We start from the raw sequence: 22,434 nt of genomic DNA on the forward strand, positions 1-22,434 counted from the left end.
AGCAAGCTCGATGCGGCTCCGCTCCCTCGCGTAGCCTCGGACACATGCGGCTGGGCGTTCTCGACATCGGCTCCAACACCGGGCACCTGCTCGTCGTGGACGCCCATCGCGGTGCGGCGCCGATGCCCGCCTCGTCGTACAAGGAGCCGTTGCGGCTCGCCGAGCACCTCGATGCCGGCGGCGCCGTCACCCCGGCAGGGGTCGCCGCGCTGACCGAGTTCGTGAGCAACGCGCTGCAGCTCGCCGAGGACAAGGGCTGCGAGGAGATCTACGCCTTCGCCACGTCGGCGGTGCGCGACTCCGCGAACGCCGACGAGGTGCTCGACCACGTGCACGAGCACACCGGCGCGCGGATCAGCGTGCTGGCCGGCGAGGACGAGGCGCGGCTGACGTTCCTGGCAGTGCGCCGCTGGTTCGGCTGGTCCTCGGGCCGGCTGGCCGTCTTCGACATCGGCGGCGGGTCGCTCGAGATCGCCGCCGGCGCCGAGGAGGTCGCCGACGTCGCCTGGACGCTTCCACTCGGTGCCGCGCGGCTCGCACGCGCCCACTTCGCCGACGGCCGGCTCGACGAGGATTCGCTGCGAGCCGTGCGTCGGTCGATCCGCGCCGACATCGCCCGCGACGCCGGCAGCCTGCTGCGATCCGGGCGGCTCGACCACGCGGTCGCCACCTCGAAGACGTTCCGCTCGCTGTCGAGGATCTGCGGTGCGGCTCCGTCCAGCGAGGGTCTCTTCGTTCGCCGGATCCTGTCCGCGACCGCCCTGGAGAGTTGGATCCCCAAGCTGCTGGAGATGTCCCGCGCCGAGATCGCCCAGCTCCCGGGAGTCTCGCCCGACCGTGCCCACCAGGTCGTCGCGGGGGCCTTCGTCGCAGCCGCGCTGATGGACATCTTCGACCTCCCCGAGCTGGAGATCTGCCCCTGGGCGCTGCGCGAGGGGATCATCCTCGAGCGCCTCGACAAGCTCGGCCTGCAGGGCTGAGCGGGTGGCCTGATGGCTCCGAAGTTCGCGCTCTCGACCGCCTCGGTCTACCCCGAGTCGGTCGCCCACGGCTTCGAGTACGCCGCCCGGCTGGGCTACGACGCGGTCGAGGTGATGGTCAGCATCGACGCGATCTCCCAGGACGTCGACAAGGTCCGCCGGTTGCGTGACTACCACGAGGTACCCGTCTGCGCGGTGCACGCTCCCTGCCTGTTGATCACCCAGCGGGTCTGGGGGACCGACCCCTGGGTCAAGCTGGAGATGAGCGCCGAGATGGCCCACGAGCTCGACGCCGACGTGGTCGTCGTACACCCCCCGTTCCGCTGGCAGAAGGACTACGCCGCGAGCTTCGTGGAGGGGATCGCCCGCCTCGAGGAGCAGACCGGTCTCGCCTTCGCCGTGGAGAACATGTACCCGTGGCGGGCGACGTCGCGCCGCATGATGGACGTCTACCAGCCGCACTGGGACCCCAGCCGCGAGGACTACGCGAACACCACCATCGACCTGTCGCACGCCGCCACCGCGCAGAGCGACCCGATCGAGATGGCCCGCCGGCTCGGCAGCCGGCTGCGGCACGTCCACATGACCGACGGCAGCGGGTCGGCGAAGGACGAGCACCTCGTCCCGGGCCGCGGCAACCAGCCGTGCGGCGAGTTCCTCGAGCACCTCTCCGAGGCGGGCTTCGAGGGCCACATCGTCGCGGAGATCAACACCCGGAAGGCGGGCACCCGCCAGGCGCGGGAGGCCGACCTGCTCGCGAGCCTCGCCTTCAGCCAGCTCCACTTCGCCAGCGCGCACGAGCCCGGCTCGGCCGGCACCCAGGCGAGCGCGCCGTGACCGTCGGGACCAGCCGCGGCCGGCGCCCGGGCTCACCCGACACCCGTGCGGCGATCCTCGAGGCGGCCCGCGGGCTGTTCGCCACCGGCGGCCTCTCCGGTACGTCGGTCCGCGCGGTCGCAGCGAAGGCTGGCGTCGACCCTGCGCTCGTGCACCACTACTTCGGCACCAAGGACGACCTCTTCGTCGCGGCACTAGCCCTGCCGGTCGACCCGCGCGAGGTGCTCGCGCCCGTGATCGCGCGCGGACCGGACGGTGCCGGTGAGGGCCTGCTGAGGACGCTGCTCTCGGTGTGGGACGACCCGGAGCTGCAGCTGCCGCTGCTCGGCATGGCGCGCGGACTGCTCGACCCGACCGGCAAGGAGCTCATGCGTGACGGCTTCCTGAAGGTGGTCATCGGACCGGTCGGGACCGCCCTGGGGATCGAGGAGCCGGAGCGGCGGATGCCGTTGCTGGCCAGCCAGGTGCTCGGCCTGATCGTGATGCGCTACCTGCTCGAGGTCGAGCCGATCGCCTCGATGACCGCCGACGAGCTGGCCGCGATCTACGGTCCGACCTTGCAGCGGTACCTCACCGGTCCGCTGCCGTGAGCGCCGGCGTCGAGGTCAGCGGCCTGCGCGTCGTACGTGGTGGCAACGAGGTGATCCGCGACCTCACCTTCTCGGTGGTCCCGGGCGAGGTCACCGGCCTGCTCGGGCCCTCCGGGTGCGGGAAGACCACGTTGATGCGGGCGATCGTGGGCGTCCAGCGGATCAGCGGCGGGCAGGTGACGGTCTTCGGGGAGCACGCCGGCGCGGCCGGCCTCCGGACGCGGATCGGCTACGTCACGCAGGCGCCGAGCGTCTACGACGACCTGACGGTTCAGGAGAACCTCGCGTTCTTCGCCGACGTGCTCGGCGTCGGCCGGCAGCGTGTCGAGGAGTGCGTCCGGGTCGTCGCTCTCGAGCCCGAGCGCGCGAAGGTCGTCGGCCGGCTCTCGGGCGGTCAGCGGTCCCGCGTGTCGCTCGCCGTCGCGCTGCTCGGCAAGCCGGCGCTGATCGTGCTCGACGAGCCGACCGTCGGGCTGGACCCCGTGCTCCGCAAGGATCTCTGGCAGACGTTCCACCGCCTCGCGGACGAGGGCGCCGCGGTCTTCGTCTCCAGCCACGTGATGGACGAGGCCACCCGCTGTGACCGGCTGATGCTGATGCGTGATGGCCGGATCATCGCCGACGACACCCCGCGGGGACTCCTCGAGAAGACGGGGGCCGCCGACATCGAGACCGCGTTCCTCGACCTCGTCGAAGGCGCGCCGTCGTGAACCCGCGGATCACGCTGGCCGTCACCCGGCGGGTCCTCATCCAGCTGCGCCGGGACCGCCGCACGCTGGTGATGCTCCTGGTGCTGCCCTGCGTGATCATGGCGCTGCTGTGGTGGATGTTCCAGGACAAGCCCTCGTTCGGCTTCGGCGCCCTCGCCTCGGCCCTGCTCGCCCTTATCCCGTTCATCATCATGTTCCTGGTCACCTCGGTGACGACGCTGCGCGAGCGCTCCTCCGGCACCCTGGAGCGGCTGCTCGCGATGCCGATGGGCAAGGGCGACTTCCTCGCGGGCTACGCGCTCGCCTTCGGACTGGTCGCGGCCGTCCAGTCGGCCCTCGCGGTCGGGCTGTCCGTCTGGTTCCTCGACCTGAGCGTCGCGGGGCCGGTCTGGCTGCTGCTCGTGGTCGCCGTCGTCGACGCGGTGCTCGGCAGTGCCCTCGGCCTGTTCGTCTCCGCCTACGCCCGCACGGAGTTCCAGGCGGTGCAGTTCATGCCCGCGCTGGTGGTGCCGCAGATCCTGCTGTGCGGCCTGTTCGTCGCGCGGGCCGACCTCCCGCCGGTCCTCCGTGGGGTGTCCGACGTGCTGCCGCTGTCCTACGCGGTCGACGCCATGCGCAAGGTCTCCCGCGACGCCCATCCCGCCGTCTGGGGCGACCTCGGCCTGGTGGCGGCGTTCGCGGTCGGTGGCCTGGTGCTGGCCGCGCTCACGTTGCGGCGTCAGTCGGACTAGCCGGACCCCGGATTTCGACCCGCACATCCGCCCGGCGTACCGTGAGAAGAGCGGCACAACGGGGTGCCGGATGCCTCACAGGGAGACCAGATTGCTGCGCCAACCGTTGTTGATGCTCTCGCGGAGCCGGCGGGTCAAGGAGCTGGTCACCAGGATGCCGCTGAGCGGCGGCATCGTCGCGCGCTACGTCCCCGGCGAGCGCACCCGGGACGCGGTCACGGCGACCCGGGAGCTCGTGGCGGACGGGCGCCTGGTGAGTATCGACTTCCTCGGTGAGGACACCGTCGACGAGCACCAGGCCGAGGCGACCGTGGCGGCGTACCTCGAGCTGCTGGAGGCGCTCAGTGCCGAGGGCCTCGCCCGCAGCGCGGAGGTGAGCGTCAAGCTGAGTGCGATCGGGCAGGCGCTGCCGGAGGTCGGGCCCAAGCTCAGCCTCGAAGGCGCGCGGCAGATCTGCCGGGCCGCGCGCAACGTCGGGACGACGGTCACCATCGACATGGAGGACCACACGACGACCGACCAGACGCTCTCGACGCTGCGCGAGCTGCGCAAGGACTTCCCGGAGACCGGAGCGGTGCTGCAGGCCTACCTCCACCGCACCGAGGACGACTGCCGGGCGCTCGCGTACGAGGGGTCCCGGGTGCGGCTGTGCAAGGGCGCCTACAACGAGCCGGCGAGTGTCGCGTTCCAGGACCGGCACGAGGTGGACAGGTCCTACGTGCGCTGCCTGAAGGTGCTCATGGCCGGACAGGGCTACCCGATGGTCGCCACGCACGATCCGCGGCTGATCCGGATCGCGGGTGCCTTCGCGACCCGCTTCGACCGGGCGCCGGGCAGCTACGAGTTCCAGATGCTCTACGGCATCCGTCCCGACGAGCAGAAACGGCTCGCCGGCATCGGCGAGCGGGTGCGCGTCTACGTGCCCTACGGCGAGGAGTGGTACGGCTACCTGATGAGAAGGCTCGCCGAGCGCCCGTCGAACCTGACATTCTTCTTGCGTTCGCTGGTCTCGCAGAAGTAGCCGGCCACACCATCAGGGAGGATCCGTGACGGTCGCCATCATCGGCGCCGGAGTGATGGGGGAGACCCTGCTCTCCGGGCTGATCCGCGGTGGCCGCGAGGTCGCCGAGCTCATGGTCGGCGAGAAGCGCCCGGAGCGGGCCGCCGAGCTCCGCGAGAAGTACGGCGTCACGGTGGTCGCCAACACCGACGCCGCCTCCGCCGACACGGTCGTGCTGGTGGTCAAGCCCCAGGACATGGCCGACGTGCTCACCGAGATCGCGCCGTACCTGAAGCCCGGGCAGCTGGTGGTCTCGCTCGCCGCCGGCATCACCACCGCCGCGATCGAGAAGCACATCCCGGACGGGATCGCGGTCGTCCGGGTCATGCCGAACACCCCTGCCCTGGTCGACGAGGGCATGGCCGCGATCTCGGCCGGGTCGCACTGCGACGACGCGCACCTCGCCACCGCCGAGGATCTCCTGAAGCAGACCGGCCGCGTCGTGCGCGTGCCGGAGAAGCAGCAGGACGCGGTCACCGCGATCTCCGGCTCCGGCCCGGCGTACCTGTTCTTCGTGGTCGAGGCGATGATCGAGGCCGGCGTGCACCTGGGGCTGCCCCGCACGACGGCCACCGAGCTCGTGGTGCAGACCGTCGTAGGTTCGGCCAAGCTGCTGCGCGAGACCGGCACCCACCCGACGGTCCTGCGGGAGCAGGTGACCTCCCCGGGTGGCACCACCGCTGCGGCGATCCGCCAGCTCGAGGACCACAAGGTGCGGGCCGCGTTCATCACCGCGATGGAGGCGGCGCGCGACCGCTCGGTCCAGCTCGCGGAGGGCATGGACTGACCTTGGCGCCCGACCAGTCGAGCACGTCCCCCTGCGGCCCCACGAGTGTGGTCTTCGACGAGTCGCTGACCGACTACGACTTCGGCCCCGCGCACCCGATGAACCCGGTCCGCGTCGACCTGACCATGCGGCTCGCCCGGAGCCTCGGGGTGGTCTCGACAGGCTCGACCAACGGGACGAGCGGACTCGTCGCAGTGCCCGCACCCCATGCGACCGACGAGGACCTGCTCGTCGTCCACGACCCCGGCCTGATCGAGGCGGTACGCCGCAGCAGCGGGGCCACCGCCGTGCCCGACCCGGCCCACGGGCTGGGCACGGACGACAACCCGATCTTCCCGCACATGCACCGGGCCGCCCGGCACGTCGTCGGCGCCAGCCTCGAGGCGGCACGCCGCGTGTGGGAGGGCGAGTCGATCCATGCCGCGAACATCGCCGGCGGTCTCCATCACGCGATGCCGGACCACGCGAGTGGCTTCTGCGTCTACAACGACGTCGCGATCGCGATCCGCTGGCTGCTCGACCACGGCGCCAAGAAGGTGGCCTACGTCGACGTCGACGTGCACCACGGCGACGGCGTGCAGCAGATCTTCTACGACGACCCGAGGGTGCTGACGATCTCGCTGCACGAGACCGGCCAGATGCTGTTCCCGGGCACCGGCTTCCCCGCGGAGAGCGGTGGCCCGGACGCCGTGGGCACCTCGGTCAACGTCGCCCTGCCGCCGGGCACCGGAGACGCCGGCTGGCTGCGTGCGTTCCACGCGCTGGTCCCGCCGCTGGTGCGGGCGTTCGACCCCGACGTGCTCGTCACCCAGCAGGGCTGCGACTCCCACCGCGACGACCCGCTGGCCCACCTCATGCTCACCGTCGACGGGCACCGCGCCAGCTACGAGGTGCTGCACGACCTCGCCCACGAGGTCTGCGGCGGCCGTTGGGTCGCCATGGGCGGCGGTGGGTACGCCGTGGTCGAGGTCGTCCCGCGCTCCTGGACCCACTTGCTCGCGACGGTCAGCGGGGTCCCGCTCGACCCCGGCTCGGAGACCCCCGCCGAGTGGCGCCGCCACGTCGAGGAGACGCTCGGACGGCCCGCACCGGTGCTGATGACCGACGGTCGTGAGCCGGCGTACCGGGACTGGAGGGACGGCTACGACCCCGACACGTGGCTGGACCGGGCCATCCACGAGACCCGGTCTGCGGTCTTCCCCGAGCACGGCCTGGACCCGCTGCCCTGACCTGCGGGGCCGGTCGGAGCCATTTCGGCCCGGGAAGCGCAATTCCGGTTCTCACAAGTATCGTGAGTCATTCTCTTCCCCATGAGTAACAGATGGCTCTATCCTCGGCTGAGCGAGCACGCGTGAACTCCGGTGGGGAAGCCGGAGGGCGAGCTCATCAGAAAGTGCGGTGCGAGATGGGTTCGAACCTGTCCGGAGACATTTCCGAAGTGAAGTTCCTGACCATCGCCGAGGTCGCCTCGGTGATGCGGGTGTCGAAGATGACGGTGTACCGACTGGTGCACGGCGGCGAGCTGCCGGCCGTGCGGGTGGGTCGCTCGTTCCGCGTGAGCGAAGAGGACGTCAACGAGTACCTGCGGAAGAGCTTCTTCCAGACCGGCTGACGTCGGTCGCCGCGTGGTCCTGTCTCGGGACAGGGCCCGCACTCCCCGTCCGAGCTCCCCACATCTTCGCCTTCCGTCCACCGCACCGGTCCCGATTCGTTCGCTGGGACGGGTGCGGATAGTCTTGTGCCTTCCGAGGGGCCCAAGGTACGGCTCCGTTGTGCACTGACCGTGTCGTCAAGACTGTGTCGGCTAGAAAAGGGCATCCGTGGGTTCTGTCATCAAGAAGCGCCGCAAGCGCATGGCGAAGAAGAAGCACCGCAAGCTGCTGAAGAAGACGCGCGTGCAGCGTCGTCGCCTCGGCAAGTAAGACGCACCAGGAGACTCCTGTGGGCCGTGTCGTGCTCGTCACCGGAGTCGCTCGCGACCTCGGACGCCGGTTCGCCCGGCAGCTCGCGGCCGCGCCCGGCGTCGACCGGGTCATCGGGGTCGACATCTCCCCGCCGCGCGGCGACCTCGGCGCGGTGTCCTTCGCGCGCGCCGACATCCGCAACCCGGTGATCGCCAAGGTGATCATGCGCGAGCAGGTCGACACCGTCGTGCACATGAGCGTGCTGCCGCCGGCCTCGGTCGGCAGCAGCACCGCGGCCAAGGAGCTCAACGTCATCGGCTCGATGCAGCTGCTCGCCGCGTGCCAGCAGTCGCCGGACCTCGAGCACTTCGTGCTCAAGTCGAGCACCGCCGTCTACGGGTCGACCAACCGTGACCCCGCGATGTTCTCCGAGGACATGGACGCCCGGCGGATCGGGGCGGTCGGCTTCGTCAAGGACCTCAACGAGGTCGAGGGCTACGTGCGCGGGTTCGCCCGCCGCCGGCCCGACGTACGCGTGACCACGCTGCGCACGGCGAGCGCGATCGGGCCCTCCCTGAACACCCCGCTGACGGCGTACTTCAAGCTCCCGGTGATCCCCACGGTGCTCGGGTTCGACCCGCGGATGCAGTTCCTGAACGACACGGACCTGATCGACGTGATCGAGCACGCGACGCTGTCGGACATCGCCGGCACCTTCAACGTCGCGGGAGACGGCGTGATGATGCTGTCGCAGGCGGTCCGGCGCCTCGGTCGCCCGGCGCTGCCGATGCCGGGGATCGCGATGTCGACCTTCGGGTCGGCGATGCGCCAGACCAGGCTCGCCGACTTCTCCCGCGAGCAGGTGGCCTTCCTGACCTTCGGCCGCGGCGTGGACACCACCCGGATGCGGGAGGTGCTCGGCTTCGAGCCCTCGCGCACGACCGCGGAGGCGTTCGCGGAGTTCGCGGCCTCCCTCGAGCCGGGGGTCGTGGCCGAGCGTCGCGTGCGTGCCGCCGAGGCCGCCCTGCTCGGTGCCCTCGGGGGCGTTCGTGAGCGCGCCGTCCAGCTGACCGGCACCAGGTCGCCGGCGGGTGGCCGGGCCCTGTCCGGAGGGGGAGAGCACGATGGGTGACGCCGAGATCATCCCGATCGGCACGCGCGGCAAGCCCGGGCGGGGGACCGGCAGCGCCAAGCCGTCCAGCTCTGCGCGCAGCCTTGCCCCGGGGCCCGCGAGGAAGCCTGCCCCGAAGGCGAGCGCGGCGAAGACGGCCACGCCGAGGAAGTCACCGGCCGCGGGCACCGACGAGCAGCCGGCACCGCGGCGGATGCCCGAGCCGCGGGTCCCGGTGACCGAGGCGCCGCTCGCTGAGCGGCTGCCCGCCGGCGACCACAAGCACCCGACCGCGGGCATCCCCGCCGTCGACTGGCTCGCGGGGTTCACGACTGCCGCGGTCGAGGTCTTCGGGGACAACTGGGAGCCCCGGCTGGCGGCGTTCCTCGCCTTCCTGCGCCGGCGGCTGACCGGTGACTACACCGTCGACGAGTACGGCTTCGACGCCGAGATCACGCAGCGCTTCTTCATGACCGCGATCCGGCCGGTCGCCCAGAAGTGGTTCCGCATCGAGGTGCGGGGGGTCGAGAACATCCCGGCCGACGGCGGTGCGCTCGTGGTGTCCAACCACTCGGGCACGGTGCCGGTCGACGGCCTGATGACCGCGGTCACCATCCACGACCACGCCCACCGGTTCCTGCGCCCGCTCGGGGCCGACCTGGTCTTCCGGATGCCCGTGGTCAGCGAGCTGGCCCGCAAGGGCGGCGTGACGCTGGCGTGCAACGAGGATGCCGAGCGGATGCTGCGCGGCGGGGAGATCGTCGGGGTCTGGCCGGAGGGCTTCAAGGGCATCGGCAAGCCCTACAGCGAGCGCTACAAGCTGCAGCGGTTCGGCCGCGGCGGCTTCGTCTCGGCGGCCATCCGCACCGGCGTACCGATCATCCCGACCTCGGTCGTGGGCGCCGAGGAGATCTACCCGCTCGTCGGCAACGTCCCGTCGCTGGCGCGGTTGCTCGGCATCCCGTACATCCCGATCACGCCGTTCTTCCCGCTGCTCGGGCCGCTCGGCCTGATCCCGCTGCCGTCGAAGTGGATCATCGAGTTCGGCGAGCCGATCCGGACCGACATGTACGACGCCGGCGCCGCCGAGGACCCGATGCTGGTCTTCAACGTGACCGACCAGGTGCGCGAGACGATCCAGCAGACGCTCTACGGGCTGCTGATGCAGCGCACGTCGGTCTTCTCCTGACCGAGCCGCTCAGGGCCGCTCAGGGCCGCTCAGGGCCGCTCAGGGCCGCTCAGGGCCGCTCAGGGCCGCTCAGGGCCGGTCACGAACGGGCAGAGGCGCCCGTGCGGCTCACTGACCGCCGAGCAGCAGGTTCGTCAGGCCGAGCGTGCTGTTCACCGTGTCGGTCACGGGCGTCAGGACGCCGCCGCTGGAGCTGCCGACGTTGTTGAGCAGGCCCTGGACCCCGCCGGTCACCGTGGTCACGGTGCCCTTCAGCGTCCCGTTCGGACTGGTCAGGGACGGCAGCTGGTCTCCGGTGAGCGACGGGACGACGCCGCGGGTGGTCGAGGACTCCGTCGACGTGGCGGTCGTCTGCGGCGTCGTCTTCGCGATGTCGCCGGCCTTGTGTGCCAGCGCCTCCGTCTGCTCGCGCAGCTCGTCGGCCGCCGCTGCGGCTGCAGGAGCGGTGAGCAGGCTCTGCAGCGCCGGGGCCGAGCTCAGGTCGGTGAAGTCCGTCGAGCCGTTGTCCGGGCCGCAGTTGCCGCACAGGACGCGCGCCTGCTGGTCGAGGTCGGCGAGCAGGGCCGTGGCGGAAGCGAAGTCGGGCTGCGTGGTCGGCGGCGCCTGGGCGGCGAGCGACTTGAGCAGGTCGCTCTGCTGCTGGAAGGTGCCGCGCAGGGCCGCGAGGTCCTGCGGGTCGCCGTCGCGCTGGTAGGCGACGAAGAGCAGGTCGGCACCGCTGGTCGCGCTCCGCTGGAAGGAGGAGAGCGTGTGGCTGATCCGCGAGGTCGAGTCGCCGTCGCTCATCAGGCCGTCGACCTCCTTCAGGCGGGTGGTCGCCTGGCTGATGAGGTCGTGGCCCTTCGAGGTGTCGCTGGAGTTCAGGGAGACCTGGGCGCTCTCGATGCCGCGCTTGACCGGGTAGAGCGGGTCACCGGGCAGGGAGTTCTCGGCGGCGGCCGCGACGCCCGCGGTGCCTCCGACGACCACGAAGGCGGCGGCTGCGACGGCAAGGCGACGGTGGTGGCGGCGCACGGCCGGGGAGAGGACGATGACGTCGGCGGGCCGGGCGGTCTCGCGCGTCGGCGCGGGCGCCAGCAACGTGTCCGCAGCGGCCATCAGTCGGGTGCGCAGGTCGGCGACGAACTCGGCGCGCGCCGCAGGGGTCTCCTGCTCGCGGAGGAGCTCGACCGTGGCGGTCAGGTCGCTGAAGCGATGCGCCTGGTCGGCCTGGGTGCCGTCGACCACGCGCGCAAAGTCCTCAGCCGCTCGACGCGCCGAGATCAGCGGGCTCATGGTGTCATTCCTGTTGTGTGGAAGTGGTCGCGCAAGCCGGCCGCGGGGGTGGTGCGGTCAGGCGTGCGCTCGTACACCGTGACCAACGAGCCGAGGTGGTCCGGAGTTATGCGTGAGGTCACGACGATGTCGTTCATCATTCACGCTCCCCAGGGGGGATCAGCTTCGCCAGGTTGCGTACGCCGCGCAGCTGGAGCTGCTTGACGGCGCCACTGCTGCGCCCGAGGATCTCGGCCGTCTCGGCGATCGAGAGGCCCTGGAGGAACCGCATGATCAGGCACTCGCGCTGCTCGGTGGGCAGCTCGCCGAGCGCCTTGAGGAGCGACTCGTTGGTCAGCGAGGAGAGCACCTCGATCTCAGGGCCCTCGGAGGTCGAGTCGAGGGTCTGCATGTCCTCGGTGGTCTGCTCGAGCCGCGTGCGGCCGGCCTTGAAGTGGTCGGCGGTGAGGTTGCGCGCGATCGTCATCAGCCAGGCGCCGAAGTCCTTGCCCTGCCAGCGGAAGGAGTGCATGCTCCGCAGCGCCCGGAAGAAGGTCTCGGCGGTGAGGTCCTCGGCGAGCGTCATCGAGCCGACGCGGTAGTAGAGGAAGCGGTAGACCGAGGGCTGGTAGTGGTCGTAGAGCTGGCCGAACGCGTCCTTGTCGCCGTTGCGGGCGAGCTCGACGAGCGCGATCAGCCGGCTCGCGACGGCGGCGTCCTCGGCGGAGGAGGCGGCCAGGTCGGCGTCGCCGTGCTCGTTGTGGTGACCACCCGGCGGCGGGGTGGCGGACTTGCCGTCGGCGTGGCTGTGGCGACGGCGCTGCCCGGAGACGGTCGAGGCGCTGGTGAGGATGGTGTCGCTGTGCAGCCACCACGGGGACGCGGGCCCGGAGACCGTGGCGAGGGCTGGCGCGGTGAGAAGGTCGTTCAGGGCATGACGGAGCGCGTCCAGACCACGTGCTCGAGCACGTCTGCCGCCCATCCCTTGATCTCCCTCCCCGGCCCCCCGCCAGGTGTCGAGCGATCAGGATATGCGGAACCGTGCTGTCTTGGGAACCGATTGCGGATTACGTCACTTGCCCGAAATGCCCGGAGTGCGGTTCCGGAATTGGTTCTGGTTCCCTGTGGATCGGGGTCGGCTAGCGCAGACGCCGGCGGATCGCCGTACCGGCCGCCAGGCTGCCCACCGCGGCACCGGCGACGGCTGCACCCAGGACCCCGGCCCGGGCAGCCCGGCGGCCGGTGCGGTAGTCGCGGATCCGCCAGCCGTTGGCGCGCGCATGCGCACGCAGCTTGGCGTCCGGGTTGATCGCGCAGGGGTCACCGACGAGCGTGAGCATCGGCAGGTCGTTGTAGGAGTCCGAGTACGCCGAGCAGCGGGACAGGTCGAGGCCTTCCCGCTCCGCCAGCGCCAGGACCGCCTCGCCCTTGGCAGGACCGTGGAGCATCTCGCCGACCAGGTGCCCGGTGTAGACGCCGTTGAGGTGCTCGGCGACGGTGCCGAGGGCCCCGGTGAGTCCGAGGCGCCTCGCGATGATGCTGGCGATCTCGATCGGGGCGGCGGTCACCAGCCAGACCCGCTGTCCCTGGTCGAGGTGCAGCTGCGCGAGCGCCCGGGTGCCCGGCCAGATCCGGTGCGCCATCGCCTCGTCGAAGATCTCCTCGCCCAGCGACTCGAGCTCCTCGACCGTGTGCCCGGCGATGAACGCCAGCGCTGCCGAGCGGGCTTCGGCGACGTGCTCGGGGTCCTCGACACCGACGAGGCGGAAGTACGCCTGCTTCCAGGCGGCCCCGAGGATGTCGCGCGTCGTGAAGAACTTCCTCCGGTGCAGGCCCTTCGCGAGGTGGAAGATCGACGCGCCCTGCATCACCGTGTTGTCGACGTCGAAGAAGGCCGCCGAGGTGGTGTCGGCCTCCACCGACAGGCTACTCTCGACCTCGGCCGCAGCTGCCGCAGCCTCTCCGGCCAGGCGGGAACGGCGCTTGAGGTTCACGGGCCTGCGACCGTGGCCGACTGGGGGCGTCACGTCCCCAACCCTAAGCGGCACGCGGCCTGCAGCCGTATGTTCGTCGCTTCGCTCCTCAACACACTCAATCGCCTCGGACGCAGAAACACCGCGGTGAAGCGTTGCGGTGCTCTCCGTCTCTCGGCTCAATCGCGTGTGGGAGACTCCCCGGATGGGGACCAATGTCGCCGATCTCCTGGCCACCGCAGCCGTTGCCGAGCCGGAGCGGATCGCCCTCTCGGAGGCAGCAACCGGACGCACGGTCACGTGGGCGGCACTCGACGACCTCGCCGATCGGGTCGCCCAGGGACTCTCCAGCGCGGGCATGGTCGCCGGCTACCGGGTGATGATCGCCGCGACCAACCGGATCGAGTTCGTCGCGACGTACTACGGCGTGCTGCGTGCCCGGATGGTCGCCGTCCCGATCAACCCGCGCAGCGCCACCGGCGAGGTGGTGCGGATGCTCGTGGACTCGGGTGCCCGGATGGTGGTGGCCGACCCGACCACGATCGGCACGGTTCGCGCCGCGGTCGTCGGCGTCCGCGAGGCGCTCGAGGCCAGCGGCGAGGAGGCGGCGACACCGCCGCGCATCGTCTGCATCGACACGCCGGCCGCCGAGGAGCGCAGCGAGGGCGAGCGCACCTGGGACGAGCTGGTCGCCCGCTCGGGTGAGCCGATCCCCGGCGAGACCGACCCGGAGTCGCTCGCGGTGCTGCTCTACACCAGTGGCACGTCCGGCCGCCCCCGAGCAGCGATGCTGAGTCACCGTGCCCTGCTGGCCAACATCGAGCAGGCCTCGGCCGTGGACCCGCCGATGATCACCGGGCGCGACGTCGTGCTCGGGGTGCTGCCGCTGTTCCACGTCTACGGCCTCAACGCGGTGCTCGGGCAGGTGGTGCGCCAGCACGGGCGCCTCGTGCTGGTCGACGGCTTCGACCCCGAAGGGACGCTGGACATCATCGAGGACGAGGCGATCTCGGTGCTGCCGGTCGCCCCGCCCGTCTTCGCCTACTGGATGCAGGTGCCCGGGCTCGAGGAGCGGCTCGGGCCCGTGCGGATGATCCTGAGCGGCTCGGCGCCGCTGTCGCCGGACCTCACCACGGCCTTCACCGAGCGCACCGGCCTGGCCATCCACCAGGGCTACGGCCTCACGGAGGCGGCCCCCGTCGTGACCTCCGCGCTGTGCAGCAAGGTGCCGAACCCCCGCTCCGTCGGCGCCCCGCTGCCGGGCATCGAGCTCCGGCTGGTGGACGAGCACGGGCACCAGCCTGAGGAGGACGACGCCGGCGAGATCCTGGTCAGGGGCGACAACCTCTTCTCGGGCTACTGGCCCGACCGGACCGACGGCCCCGACGCCGACGGCTGGTGGCGCACCGGCGACGTCGGCTACCTCGACGAGGACGGCGACCTGTTCCTGGTCGACCGGATCAAGGACGTGGTGATCGTCTCGGGGTTCAACGTCTATCCGAGCGAGGTCGAGGACGTGATCAACGAGCTCGAGTCGGTCGCCCAGGTGGCGGTGATCGGCGTCGAGGACGAGGTGACCGGCGAGGCGGTGGTCGCCTACGTGCGGCCCGCCGGCGAGGTGGAGCCCGACCAGCTGGTGGAGCAGGTACGCGCGCACTGCGCGAACCGGCTGGCCGGCTTCAAGCAGCCGCGCACCATCCACGTCACCCAGGAGCTCCCCTCGACCGGCACCGGCAAGGTCCAGAAGGGCCGGCTGCGCGCCACCGAGCGGCGTCGTGCCCTGGGCCTGCTGGAGTCATGACAGCGCCCGCATGACGGCACGGGTCACCCTCTACGCCAAGCCAGGGTGCCACCTGTGCGACGACGCCCGTGAGGTGATCGCCCGGGTCTGCGCCGAGCTCGGTACGTCGTACCAGGAGGTCGACATCACCGCCGACCCCGCGCTGCAGCGGCGCTACGGCGAGCAGATCCCGGTCACCCTGGTCGACGGCGCACAGCACGACTTCTGGCGGGTCGACGAGCGCCGGCTGCGGGCGGCGCTCGCCACTCGGTGAGGACCCCGCCGGGTGGGGAATGTCTCAGCTGTGCTAGCAGGTCCGGGCCGCGGGCCGGACTCAGTTTGTTCCCACGTTCACAAACTCTTATGGTGATTGGGCTGCACGCTTTCGAGACGGGCCTCTCACCGGGGCCGGGGGCGTGCTGCTGGAGAGTTGACCGTGAGCCCTACGCGCATCCCCGAGGCGACCGTCGCGCGCCTGCCGGTGTACCTCCGGGCGCTCAATTCGCTGCTCGAGGGTGACACCCGCACGTGCTCGAGCGAGGAGCTGGCCTCCGCCGCGGGCGTGAACAGCGCCAAGCTGCGCAAGGACCTCTCCCACCTCGGCTCCTACGGCACCCGCGGCGTCGGCTACGACGTGGAGTACCTGCGCTACCAGATCGCCCGCGAGATCGGCCTCACCCAGGACTGGCCGGTCGTGATCGTGGGGATCGGCAACCTCGGGCACGCGCTGGCGAACTACTCGGGCTTCACCTCGCGCGGGTTCAGCACCGTGGCGCTGCTCGACGCCGACGACGCGCGCCAGGGTGAGCTGGTCGCCGGCCTGAAGATCCGGCCCTTCACCGAGCTCTCCGCGATCGTGCGCGAGCACGGCGTGGCCATCGGCGTGATCGCCACACCCGCAGCGGCCGCGCAGTCGGTGTGCGACCACATGGTCGCGGCCGGCATCCGGAGCATCCTGAACTTCGCTCCGACGGTGCTGACGGTGCCGTCCGGTGTCGACGTGCGCATGGTCGACCTGTCCAGCGAGCTGCAGATCCTCGCCTACCACGAGCAGCGCAAGTCGGCTCCGGCCACACCCGACCCGACCCTCGATCCGGGGGTCGTCGCATGAGTGTGTTGGTGGTGGGGATGTCGCACAACTCGGCACCGGTGGCGGTGCTCGAGCAGGTGGCGCGCGACCCCGAGGGTGCGCTGAAGCTGATCCACGACGCCTTCGACCTCGACCACGTCGTCGAGGCGACGGTGCTCTCGACCTGCAACCGGATCGAGGTGTACGCCGAGGTCGACCGGTTCCACGGCAGCGTCGAGGCGATCTCCCGGCTGATCCTGGCCACCAGCGCCGACGTCGACGACCTGCTCGTGCCGCACCTCTACGTGCACTACGACGACGCAGCCGTCTCGCACCTCTTCCACGTCGCGTCCGGGCTGGAGTCGATGGTCGTCGGCGAGAGCCAGATCCTCGGCCAGACCCGCGACGCGCTGCGTCTGGGCCAGGAGTCCGGCAGCGTCGGACCGGCGCTCAACTCGCTGTTCCAGCAGGCGCTGCGGGTGGGCAAGCGGGCGCACGCGGAGACCGACATCGACCGTGCCGGCCCGTCGCTGGTCGCCGCGGCGCTCGACGAGGCCACCGCGCACCTCGGCCACACCGACCACCTGCGCGCGCTCGTGCTCGGGGCGGGCGCGATGGCCTCCCTGGCGGTCTCCACGCTGGCCCGCGCCGGCGCCTCCTCGATCGTGGTCGCGAACCGGACGCCGCGCAACGCCGCCCGGCTCGCGGAGCAGTACGGCGGCCGTGCGGTGGCCCTCGCCGACGCGCCCGCCGAGCTCGGCTCGGTCGACGTGGTCATCTCCTGCACCGGTGCCACCGGCGTGGTGCTGGACGTGGAGGCCCTCCGTGACGCCCGCACGAGCACCGACCGGCTCGCGGTGGTCGACCTCGCGCTGCCGCGCGACGTGGAGCCGGCCGTCGGCGACGAGCCCGGGGTCAAGCTGATCAACCTCGAGGTGCTGGCCGCCGACCTCGACGGCAACAGCGAGCGCGCCGAGGTGGCCGAGGTCCGCACGATCGTGGCCGAGGAGCTCAGCGCCTTCCTCGCAGCCCGCCGGTCCGCGAGCGTCACGCCGACGGTCGTCGCGCTGCGCACGATGGCCACCGGCGTCGTCGACGCAGAGCTGGAGCGGCTCGCCGGCCGGCTGCCCGAGCTCGACGACGCAGCCCGTGCCGAGATCGAGCTCACCGTGCGCCGGGTCGCCGACAAGCTCCTCCACCAGCCCACGGTCAGGGTCAAGGAGCTCGCGAATGAGAGCGGCGCGGTCTCCTACGCGACCGCGCTCGCCGAGCTGTTCGCGCTCGACCCCGAGGCCGTCGACGCGGTCACCAGGGTGGAGGGCGTATGACGACCGCCGCCGGACCGCTGCGACTGGGCACCCGTGCCTCCGAGCTCGCGCGCACCCAGAGCCGGCTCGTGGCCGAGCTGCTCTCCGAGCGCACCGGCCGCGAGGTCACGCTCGTGCCCGTGCGCACCGAGGGCGACGTGACCACGGCACCGCTGGCCAGCCTCGGCGGCACCGGCGTGTTCGTGAACGCGCTCCGTGAGGCCCTGCTCGACGGCCGGATCGACCTGGCCGTGCACTCGCTCAAGGACCTGCCGACGACACCTGCCGACGGCATCGCGCTGGCCGCGGTGCCGGCCCGCGAGGACCCGCGCGACGTCGTGGTCGCCCGTGATGGGCTGACCCTCGGAGAGCTGCCCGCCGACAGCCGCGTCGGCACCGGGTCGCCCCGCCGGGTCGCCCAGATCGAGGCGCTCGGGCTGGGCATCGAGCTGGTCGGCGTACGCGGCAACGTGGACACCCGGATCGCGAAGGTGCGGGCCGGCGAGCTGGACGCCGTCGTGCTCGCCCGCGCAGGGCTCGCCCGACTGGGCCGGCTCGACGAGGTCACCGAGGTGCTCGACCCGATCCAGGTGCTGCCGGCTCCGGGCCAGGGCGCTCTGGCCGTCGAGTGCCGGTCCGCCGACGCCGAGCTGGTCGCGCTGGTCGCGCGGGCGCTCGACGACCCGCACACCCGGACGGCCGTCGAGTGCGAGCGCGTCGTGCTCGCCGAGCTCGAAGCAGGCTGCGCGGCGCCCGTCGGCGCGCTCGCCGAGGTGGTCGAGGGCGACGACGGCGAGGAGCTCTGGATCCGCGCCGTGGCGCTGTCCCCCGACGGCGCTCTCTCGGTACGCCGTTCCGGCTCCGGCCCCTCCGACGATCCCGTCGGCGTCGGCAAGGCGCTTGCGGCCGAGATGGTCGCCGACGGGGCCCACGACCTGATCACCCGCGACCCCGACAACGCAGCAGCAACACCGTGAACGCCAGTCCTGACCCCGCCCCCGCTAGCAAGAAGGCAACAGTGACCAAGTCCGCAACCAGCACGACCAGCGCCTCGACCGGAACCCGCCGGCCGACCCGGTGGGTGTCCTTCGTGGGCGCCGGACCCGGCGACCCGGACCTGCTGACGCTCCGCGCCGTCGAGCTCCTCCGGCAGGCCGAGATCGTGGTGACCGAGCTGCCGGAGCACGAGGCCCTCGTGCGCGGCGTGCTCGGCCTGCCCGCCCCGGTCGAGGTCGAGGACCCCGCCGACGAGATCGGGGAGCAGCCCGAGGCGACACCTCCGCCGGGCCCGGTCTTCGTCGACGGCGGCTTCGGCGAGGACGGACAGCCGCTCACCCACGCGTCCCGGGCCAAGGTCGTCACGCGTCAGGCCCGGACCGGCAAGCGCGTGGTGCGCCTGATGGCCGGCGACCCGTTCCTCTACGCGTCCGGGCCCGAGGAGGCGCAGGCCTGCGCCAAGGCCGGTGTCGGCTTCGAGATCGTCCCGGGTGTCTCCTCGGTCACGGCCGTCCCGGCCTACGCCGGCATCCCGCTGACAACCAAGAACCACCGCGACGTCACCGTCGTCTCGTGCAGCGGTGCGGCGATCGACTGGTCGGCGTACGCCGACAGGCCCACCCTCGTGCTGCTCTCGGCGGTCGCGAGCATCGGCGACATCGCCCGTGAGCTCGTCGCGGCCGGCCGGTCCGCCGACACCTCGGTGTCGATGACCCGCACCGGCACCGTCACCACCCAGCGCACGCTCGTCTCGACCCTCGGCAGCATCGCCGCCGACGTGCGCGCGGCGAAGATGGAGGCGCCCGCGGTGACCGTGGTCGGCCCGGTGGTGGACCTGCGCGACGAGCTGTCCTGGTTCGAGACCAAGCCGCTGTTCGGCTGGCGCGTCCTGGTGCCGCGGACCAAGGAGCAGGCCGGTTCTCTCTCCGCACGGCTGCGCGGTTACGGCGCCGAGCCGGAGGAGGTGCCCACGATCTCCGTCGAGCCCCCGCGCAACCCGCAGCAGATGGACAAGGCCGTCCGCGGCCTGGTCGAGGGCCGCTACGAGTGGATCGCCTTCACCTCGGTGAACGCCGTGCGCGCGGTCCGCGAGAAGTTCGAGGAGTACGGCCTCGACGCGCGGGCCTTCTCCGGCCTCAAGATCGCCGCCGTCGGCGAGAAGACCGCCGCCTCGCTGCTCGACTGGGGCCTGCGGGCCGACCTGGTGCCGTCGGGCGAGCAGTCCGCTCGCGGCCTCCTCGACGACTGGCCGCCGTACGACGACGTGCTGGACCCGATCAACCGGGTCTTCCTGCCGCGTGCGGACATCGCCACCGAGACGCTGGTCGCCGGCCTCGGGGAGCTCGGCTGGGAGGTCGACGACGTGACCGCCTACCGCACGGTGCGGGCGGCCCCGCCGCCGGCGCCGACGCGCGAGGCGATCAAGTCGGGCAAGTTCGACGCGGTCGTGTTCACCTCGTCCTCGACCGTGCGCAACCTGGTCGGCATCGCCGGCAAGCCGCACGTGTCGACGATCATCGCGGTGATCGGGCCCGCGACGGCGAAGACCGCCGAGGAGCACGGTCTGCGCGTCGACGTGCTGGCGCCGAACCCGTCGGCCGAGGAGCTGGCCGACGCTCTCGCCGACTTCGGTGCGACGCGACGTGCGTCGATGCTGGAGGCAGGGCAGCCGGTCACGCGTCCGTCCGAGCGACGCGCCGCCGGTCGGCGCCGGGCGAGCTCGAAGTAGTCCGATGGCGTTCCCCGACATCCGTCCCCGCCGGCTGCGGCGCACTCCTGCGCTGCGCCGGCTGGTCGCGGAGACCGACGTGCGACCGCACCAGCTGGTGCTGCCGCTCTTCGTCCGCGAGGGAGCCACCGAGCCCAGGCCGATCAGCTCGATGCCCGGCGTCGTCCAGCACACCCGCGAGACCCTCAAGAAGGCCGCCGCCGAGGCGGTCGCGGCCGGGCTCGGCGGGGTGATGCTCTTCGGCCTGCCCGAGCACAAGGACGCGGTCGGCTCGGGCGCCACCGATCCGCACGGCATCCTCAACCTCGCGATCACCGACGTGGTCGCGGAGGTCGGCGACGAGTTGACCGTGATGTCCGACCTGTGCCTCGACGAGTTCACCGACCACGGGCACTGCGGCGTGCTGGACCCCGACGGCAACGTCGACAACGACCGCACCCTCGAGGTGTACGCCGCGATGGCGGTCGCCCAGGCTGCCGCCGGTGTCGACCTGGTGGCGCCGAGCGGCATGATGGACGGCCAGGTCGGGACGGTCCGCCACGCCCTGGACGCCGAGCACCACACCGGCACCGGCATCCTGGCCTACTCCGCGAAGTACGCCTCCTCGTTCTTCGGCCCGTTCCGCGAGGCGGTCGACTCCTCGCTCCAGGGCGACCGCCGGACCTACCAGCAGGACCCCGCCAACGGGCTCGAGGGCGTCCGCGAAGCGCGGCTCGACGTCGCCGAAGGCGCCGACATCGTGATGGTCAAGCCCGCGCTGGGCTACCTCGACGTGCTCAGCGCCGTCCGGAGGGCCGTCGACGTGCCGGTCGCGGCGTACAACGTGTCCGGTGAGTACGCCATGGTCGAGGCCGCCGCCGCCAACGGCTGGATCGACCGCGAGCCGGCCATCCTGGAGACGCTCACCTCGATCCGGCGCGCGGGCGCCGACATCGTGCTCACCTACTGGGCGCTCGAGGCTGCCGGGCTGCTCAGCCGGTAGTCCCCGCACGGCCGGTCGGGCGGGCGTCGGGTCGGGCGCGCGAAGGATCAGCCGCAACGAAGAAAGCCCCCGGCCAGACGGCCAGGGGCTTCTCGGCTGAACCGGTCAGCAGAGCAGCGAGTTGATGCCGAGCCAGGCGAGCACGCCGTTGGTGCCGCAGAGCGCGTTCGGGATCAACGCGGCAGCGTCGGCCTCCGTCTTGCCCTGGACCCGCGGCGCGCAGAGGCTCACGGTGGTGCTCTTGAGGAGATCAGGCACGAAGCTCAGCTGGCCGCTGCAGAAGCCGGTCGCCTCCGTGAGCGTCGAGAGCGTGTTGACCACCGGCTGGGTGATCACCGTGGTGGCGTCGGTCAGCGTCGAGGTGAGCCCCTGTGCGGCCTGCGTGATCGGGTCGGTGGCGCCGCCGGTCCCGGGGGTGCCGGGCGTGCCCGGCGTGCCGCCGGTGCTGCCGCCCGTCCCGCCGGTCGTGCCGGTCGAGCCCGTGGACGAGCTGGTGGTGCCGGTCGCCGTCGACGCGTGCTGCTGCGCGGCGTGGTGGCGGGACTTGATCGTCGAGGCGGCGCTGGGGGAGAAGATCGTGCCGCCGTAGGTGCCCGAGGGGATCGCGGTGTAGTCGCCCTGGCTGTAGGCCTCCATGATCCGCAGCACCAGGTCGACGTACGCCTTGCTGTGGTTGTAGCGGAAGACCGAGGCCTCCTGGCCCGCGCGGGTGCCGAGGTCGTCGTCGCCGGAGCAGAGGTAGACCGCCGAGGCCAGCGAGGCGTCGTCGATGTCCTGCGGGTTGCGCTGGCCGTCGCCGTCGGCGTCGACCTTCACCGACGACCAGGTCGAGGGGATGAACTGCATCGGTCCGACTGCGCGGTCGTAGAGCGGGTCCTGGTCGAGCTGGCCACCGTCGGTGTCCGCGATCGCCTGGGTGCCGTTCTTGCCGTTGAGCTCGGGGCCGAAGACGCCCGGCTCGCTCACGCCGTCGCTGTTGAGCGTGTTGCCGGCGTACTGGCCGTGGTTGGACTCGACCCGGCCGATGGCCGCGATCAGCTCCCACGGGACCTTGCAGGTGGTGTCGGCGGCGTCGATGATCTGGGCGGCACGCTGGTAGGCCGAGAGCGCAGCCGAGGGGATGCCGCTGGTGGACGCGCCGGCGACGACCGCGTCGGCGGCACCGTCAGGGACAGCGGGTGCGATCGCGCCGGGGATCGGCACGCTCGCGGGGGCCTTGATCGCCTGGCCAGGGACCGCGCTGCCGTCGGGGAGGCCGTGGCTGTGGTTCTTGGCCGCGGACGCGACGCTGTCGGCTCCCGCGATGCTCGCCGTCCACGCGGCCGACAGCAGCGCGAGCGGGACGAGCGAGGCAGCCTTGCTCTTGCGACCCTTGAGCTTTGCGGACATCCCTGAAATCTCCCCTGATCAGTAATCGGTCCGATTCACCTAAATCGGACGACACC

The 22,434-nt window shown here is 71.7% G+C and carries 23 protein-coding genes; 19 read left to right on the top strand and 4 right to left on the bottom strand.

Annotated features, from left to right (window positions below; genetic code table 11):
- Positions 1-44 precede the first annotated feature (44 nt).
- The 12 genes from ACVW00_RS01090 to ACVW00_RS01145 all read left to right on the top strand — a co-directional run bounded on the left by ACVW00_RS01090 (position 45) and on the right by ACVW00_RS01145 (position 9,899).
- Positions 45-980 carry a Ppx/GppA phosphatase family protein gene (locus tag ACVW00_RS01090; RefSeq protein WP_457109058.1) on the top strand — a complete coding sequence of 312 codons (936 nt, stop codon included), beginning with the start codon at positions 45-47 and terminating at the stop codon, positions 978-980.
- Positions 981-992: 12 nt separating this feature from the next.
- Positions 993-1,817, top strand: a complete 825-nt coding sequence (locus ACVW00_RS01095; RefSeq protein ID WP_457109059.1) for a sugar phosphate isomerase/epimerase family protein — start codon at positions 993-995, stop codon at positions 1,815-1,817.
- Positions 1,814-2,407 (top strand): TetR/AcrR family transcriptional regulator, encoded by a 594-nt coding sequence (locus tag ACVW00_RS01100; RefSeq protein ID WP_457109060.1) that lies wholly within the window; start codon positions 1,814-1,816, stop codon positions 2,405-2,407. Before ACVW00_RS01095 ends, ACVW00_RS01100 begins: the two co-directional genes overlap by 4 nt.
- Positions 2,404-3,117 (top strand): ABC transporter ATP-binding protein, encoded by a 714-nt coding sequence (locus tag ACVW00_RS01105; protein ID WP_457109061.1) that lies wholly within the window; start codon positions 2,404-2,406, stop codon positions 3,115-3,117. The genes ACVW00_RS01100 and ACVW00_RS01105 overlap by 4 nt, the downstream gene beginning before the upstream one ends.
- Entirely contained in the window at positions 3,114-3,848 is a 735-nt protein-coding gene (locus ACVW00_RS01110) for an ABC transporter permease (RefSeq protein WP_457109062.1), read from the top strand. The genes ACVW00_RS01105 and ACVW00_RS01110 overlap by 4 nt, the downstream gene beginning before the upstream one ends.
- Before the next feature lie 112 nt (positions 3,849-3,960).
- Complete coding sequence (locus ACVW00_RS01115) at positions 3,961-4,869, top strand: proline dehydrogenase family protein (RefSeq protein ID WP_457109063.1); 909 nt, start codon at positions 3,961-3,963, stop codon at positions 4,867-4,869.
- A 25-nt stretch (positions 4,870-4,894) separates the two neighbouring features.
- On the top strand, positions 4,895-5,695 hold the full coding sequence (proC, locus tag ACVW00_RS01120) for a pyrroline-5-carboxylate reductase (protein WP_457109064.1): 801 nt from the start codon (positions 4,895-4,897) through the stop codon (positions 5,693-5,695).
- 2 nt (positions 5,696-5,697) lie between these two features.
- Complete coding sequence (locus tag ACVW00_RS01125) at positions 5,698-6,924, top strand: acetoin utilization protein AcuC (RefSeq protein ID WP_457109065.1); 1,227 nt, start codon at positions 5,698-5,700, stop codon at positions 6,922-6,924.
- 209 nt (positions 6,925-7,133) lie between these two features.
- Entirely contained in the window at positions 7,134-7,307 is a 174-nt protein-coding gene (locus tag ACVW00_RS01130; protein WP_425464096.1) for a helix-turn-helix domain-containing protein, read from the top strand.
- Between the two features lie 208 nt (positions 7,308-7,515).
- On the top strand, positions 7,516-7,617 hold the full coding sequence (locus tag ACVW00_RS01135) for a 30S ribosomal protein bS22 (protein ID WP_081683056.1): 102 nt from the start codon (positions 7,516-7,518) through the stop codon (positions 7,615-7,617).
- Between the two features lie 19 nt (positions 7,618-7,636).
- Positions 7,637-8,731 (top strand): NAD-dependent epimerase/dehydratase family protein, encoded by a 1,095-nt coding sequence (locus ACVW00_RS01140; RefSeq protein WP_457109066.1) that lies wholly within the window; start codon positions 7,637-7,639, stop codon positions 8,729-8,731.
- Entirely contained in the window at positions 8,724-9,899 is a 1,176-nt protein-coding gene (locus tag ACVW00_RS01145) for a 1-acyl-sn-glycerol-3-phosphate acyltransferase (protein WP_457109067.1), read from the top strand. The genes ACVW00_RS01140 and ACVW00_RS01145 overlap by 8 nt, the downstream gene beginning before the upstream one ends.
- Before the next feature lie 108 nt (positions 9,900-10,007).
- Here the strand turns inward: ACVW00_RS01145 and ACVW00_RS01150 are convergent, their stop codons facing one another.
- From ACVW00_RS01150 to ACVW00_RS01160, 3 genes are all read right to left on the bottom strand, one after another.
- Entirely contained in the window at positions 10,008-11,174 is a 1,167-nt protein-coding gene (locus tag ACVW00_RS01150) for a DUF5667 domain-containing protein (RefSeq protein WP_457109068.1), read from the bottom strand.
- Between the two features lie 136 nt (positions 11,175-11,310).
- Positions 11,311-12,135, bottom strand: coding sequence for a sigma-70 family RNA polymerase sigma factor (locus tag ACVW00_RS01155; protein ID WP_457109069.1), 825 nt, complete (start codon positions 12,133-12,135; stop codon positions 11,311-11,313).
- 157 nt (positions 12,136-12,292) lie between these two features.
- Complete coding sequence (locus ACVW00_RS01160; RefSeq protein ID WP_457109070.1) at positions 12,293-13,180, bottom strand: HAD family hydrolase; 888 nt, start codon at positions 13,178-13,180, stop codon at positions 12,293-12,295.
- 151 nt (positions 13,181-13,331) lie between these two features.
- Here ACVW00_RS01160 and ACVW00_RS01165 point away from each other — a divergent pair, with 151 nt between their 5' ends.
- The 7 genes from ACVW00_RS01165 (at position 13,332) to hemB (ending at position 20,989) form a co-directional block, all read left to right on the top strand.
- Positions 13,332-14,927, top strand: coding sequence for a class I adenylate-forming enzyme family protein (locus ACVW00_RS01165; protein ID WP_457109071.1), 1,596 nt, complete (start codon positions 13,332-13,334; stop codon positions 14,925-14,927).
- Positions 14,928-14,937: 10 nt separating this feature from the next.
- Complete coding sequence (locus ACVW00_RS01170; protein ID WP_457109072.1) at positions 14,938-15,180, top strand: glutaredoxin family protein; 243 nt, start codon at positions 14,938-14,940, stop codon at positions 15,178-15,180.
- 156 nt (positions 15,181-15,336) lie between these two features.
- Complete coding sequence (locus ACVW00_RS01175; RefSeq protein ID WP_457109073.1) at positions 15,337-16,017, top strand: redox-sensing transcriptional repressor Rex; 681 nt, start codon at positions 15,337-15,339, stop codon at positions 16,015-16,017.
- Complete coding sequence (locus tag ACVW00_RS01180) at positions 16,014-17,303, top strand: glutamyl-tRNA reductase (RefSeq protein WP_457109074.1); 1,290 nt, start codon at positions 16,014-16,016, stop codon at positions 17,301-17,303. The genes ACVW00_RS01175 and ACVW00_RS01180 overlap by 4 nt, the downstream gene beginning before the upstream one ends.
- On the top strand, positions 17,300-18,259 hold the full coding sequence (gene hemC, locus ACVW00_RS01185; protein WP_457109075.1) for a hydroxymethylbilane synthase: 960 nt from the start codon (positions 17,300-17,302) through the stop codon (positions 18,257-18,259). The genes ACVW00_RS01180 and hemC overlap by 4 nt, the downstream gene beginning before the upstream one ends.
- 41 nt (positions 18,260-18,300) lie before the next feature.
- On the top strand, positions 18,301-20,007 hold the full coding sequence (locus tag ACVW00_RS01190; protein WP_457109076.1) for a uroporphyrinogen-III synthase: 1,707 nt from the start codon (positions 18,301-18,303) through the stop codon (positions 20,005-20,007).
- A gap of 4 nt (positions 20,008-20,011) precedes the next feature.
- The gene (hemB, locus tag ACVW00_RS01195) at positions 20,012-20,989 is read left to right on the top strand and encodes a porphobilinogen synthase (RefSeq protein WP_457109077.1); all 978 of its coding nucleotides are present in this window, start codon (positions 20,012-20,014) and stop codon (positions 20,987-20,989) included.
- A 105-nt stretch (positions 20,990-21,094) separates the two neighbouring features.
- Here the strand turns inward: hemB and ACVW00_RS01200 are convergent, their stop codons facing one another.
- Entirely contained in the window at positions 21,095-22,378 is a 1,284-nt protein-coding gene (locus ACVW00_RS01200; protein WP_457109078.1) for a lytic transglycosylase domain-containing protein, read from the bottom strand.
- Positions 22,379-22,434: the final 56 nt, after the last annotated feature.

Source organism: Marmoricola sp. URHA0025 HA25, from assembly GCF_054059435.1.

Coding starts and splice junctions, on each gene's coding strand:
- ACVW00_RS01115 (WP_457109063.1), top strand. CDS start 3,961: ATGCTCTCGCGGAGCCGGCGGGTCAAGGAGCTGGTCACCAGGATGCCG.
- hemB (WP_457109077.1), top strand. CDS start 20,012: ATGGCGTTCCCCGACATCCGTCCCCGCCGGCTGCGGCGCACTCCTGCG.
- ACVW00_RS01090 (WP_457109058.1), top strand. CDS start 45: ATGCGGCTGGGCGTTCTCGACATCGGCTCCAACACCGGGCACCTGCTC.
- ACVW00_RS01095 (WP_457109059.1), top strand. CDS start 993: ATGGCTCCGAAGTTCGCGCTCTCGACCGCCTCGGTCTACCCCGAGTCG.
- ACVW00_RS01170 (WP_457109072.1), top strand. CDS start 14,938: ATGACGGCACGGGTCACCCTCTACGCCAAGCCAGGGTGCCACCTGTGC.
- ACVW00_RS01200 (WP_457109078.1), bottom strand. CDS start 22,378: ATGTCCGCAAAGCTCAAGGGTCGCAAGAGCAAGGCTGCCTCGCTCGTC.
- ACVW00_RS01150 (WP_457109068.1), bottom strand. CDS start 11,174: ATGAGCCCGCTGATCTCGGCGCGTCGAGCGGCTGAGGACTTTGCGCGC.
- ACVW00_RS01145 (WP_457109067.1), top strand. CDS start 8,724: ATGGGTGACGCCGAGATCATCCCGATCGGCACGCGCGGCAAGCCCGGG.
- hemC (WP_457109075.1), top strand. CDS start 17,300: ATGACGACCGCCGCCGGACCGCTGCGACTGGGCACCCGTGCCTCCGAG.
- ACVW00_RS01155 (WP_457109069.1), bottom strand. CDS start 12,135: ATGGGCGGCAGACGTGCTCGAGCACGTGGTCTGGACGCGCTCCGTCAT.
- ACVW00_RS01180 (WP_457109074.1), top strand. CDS start 16,014: ATGAGTGTGTTGGTGGTGGGGATGTCGCACAACTCGGCACCGGTGGCG.
- ACVW00_RS01165 (WP_457109071.1), top strand. CDS start 13,332: ATGGGGACCAATGTCGCCGATCTCCTGGCCACCGCAGCCGTTGCCGAG.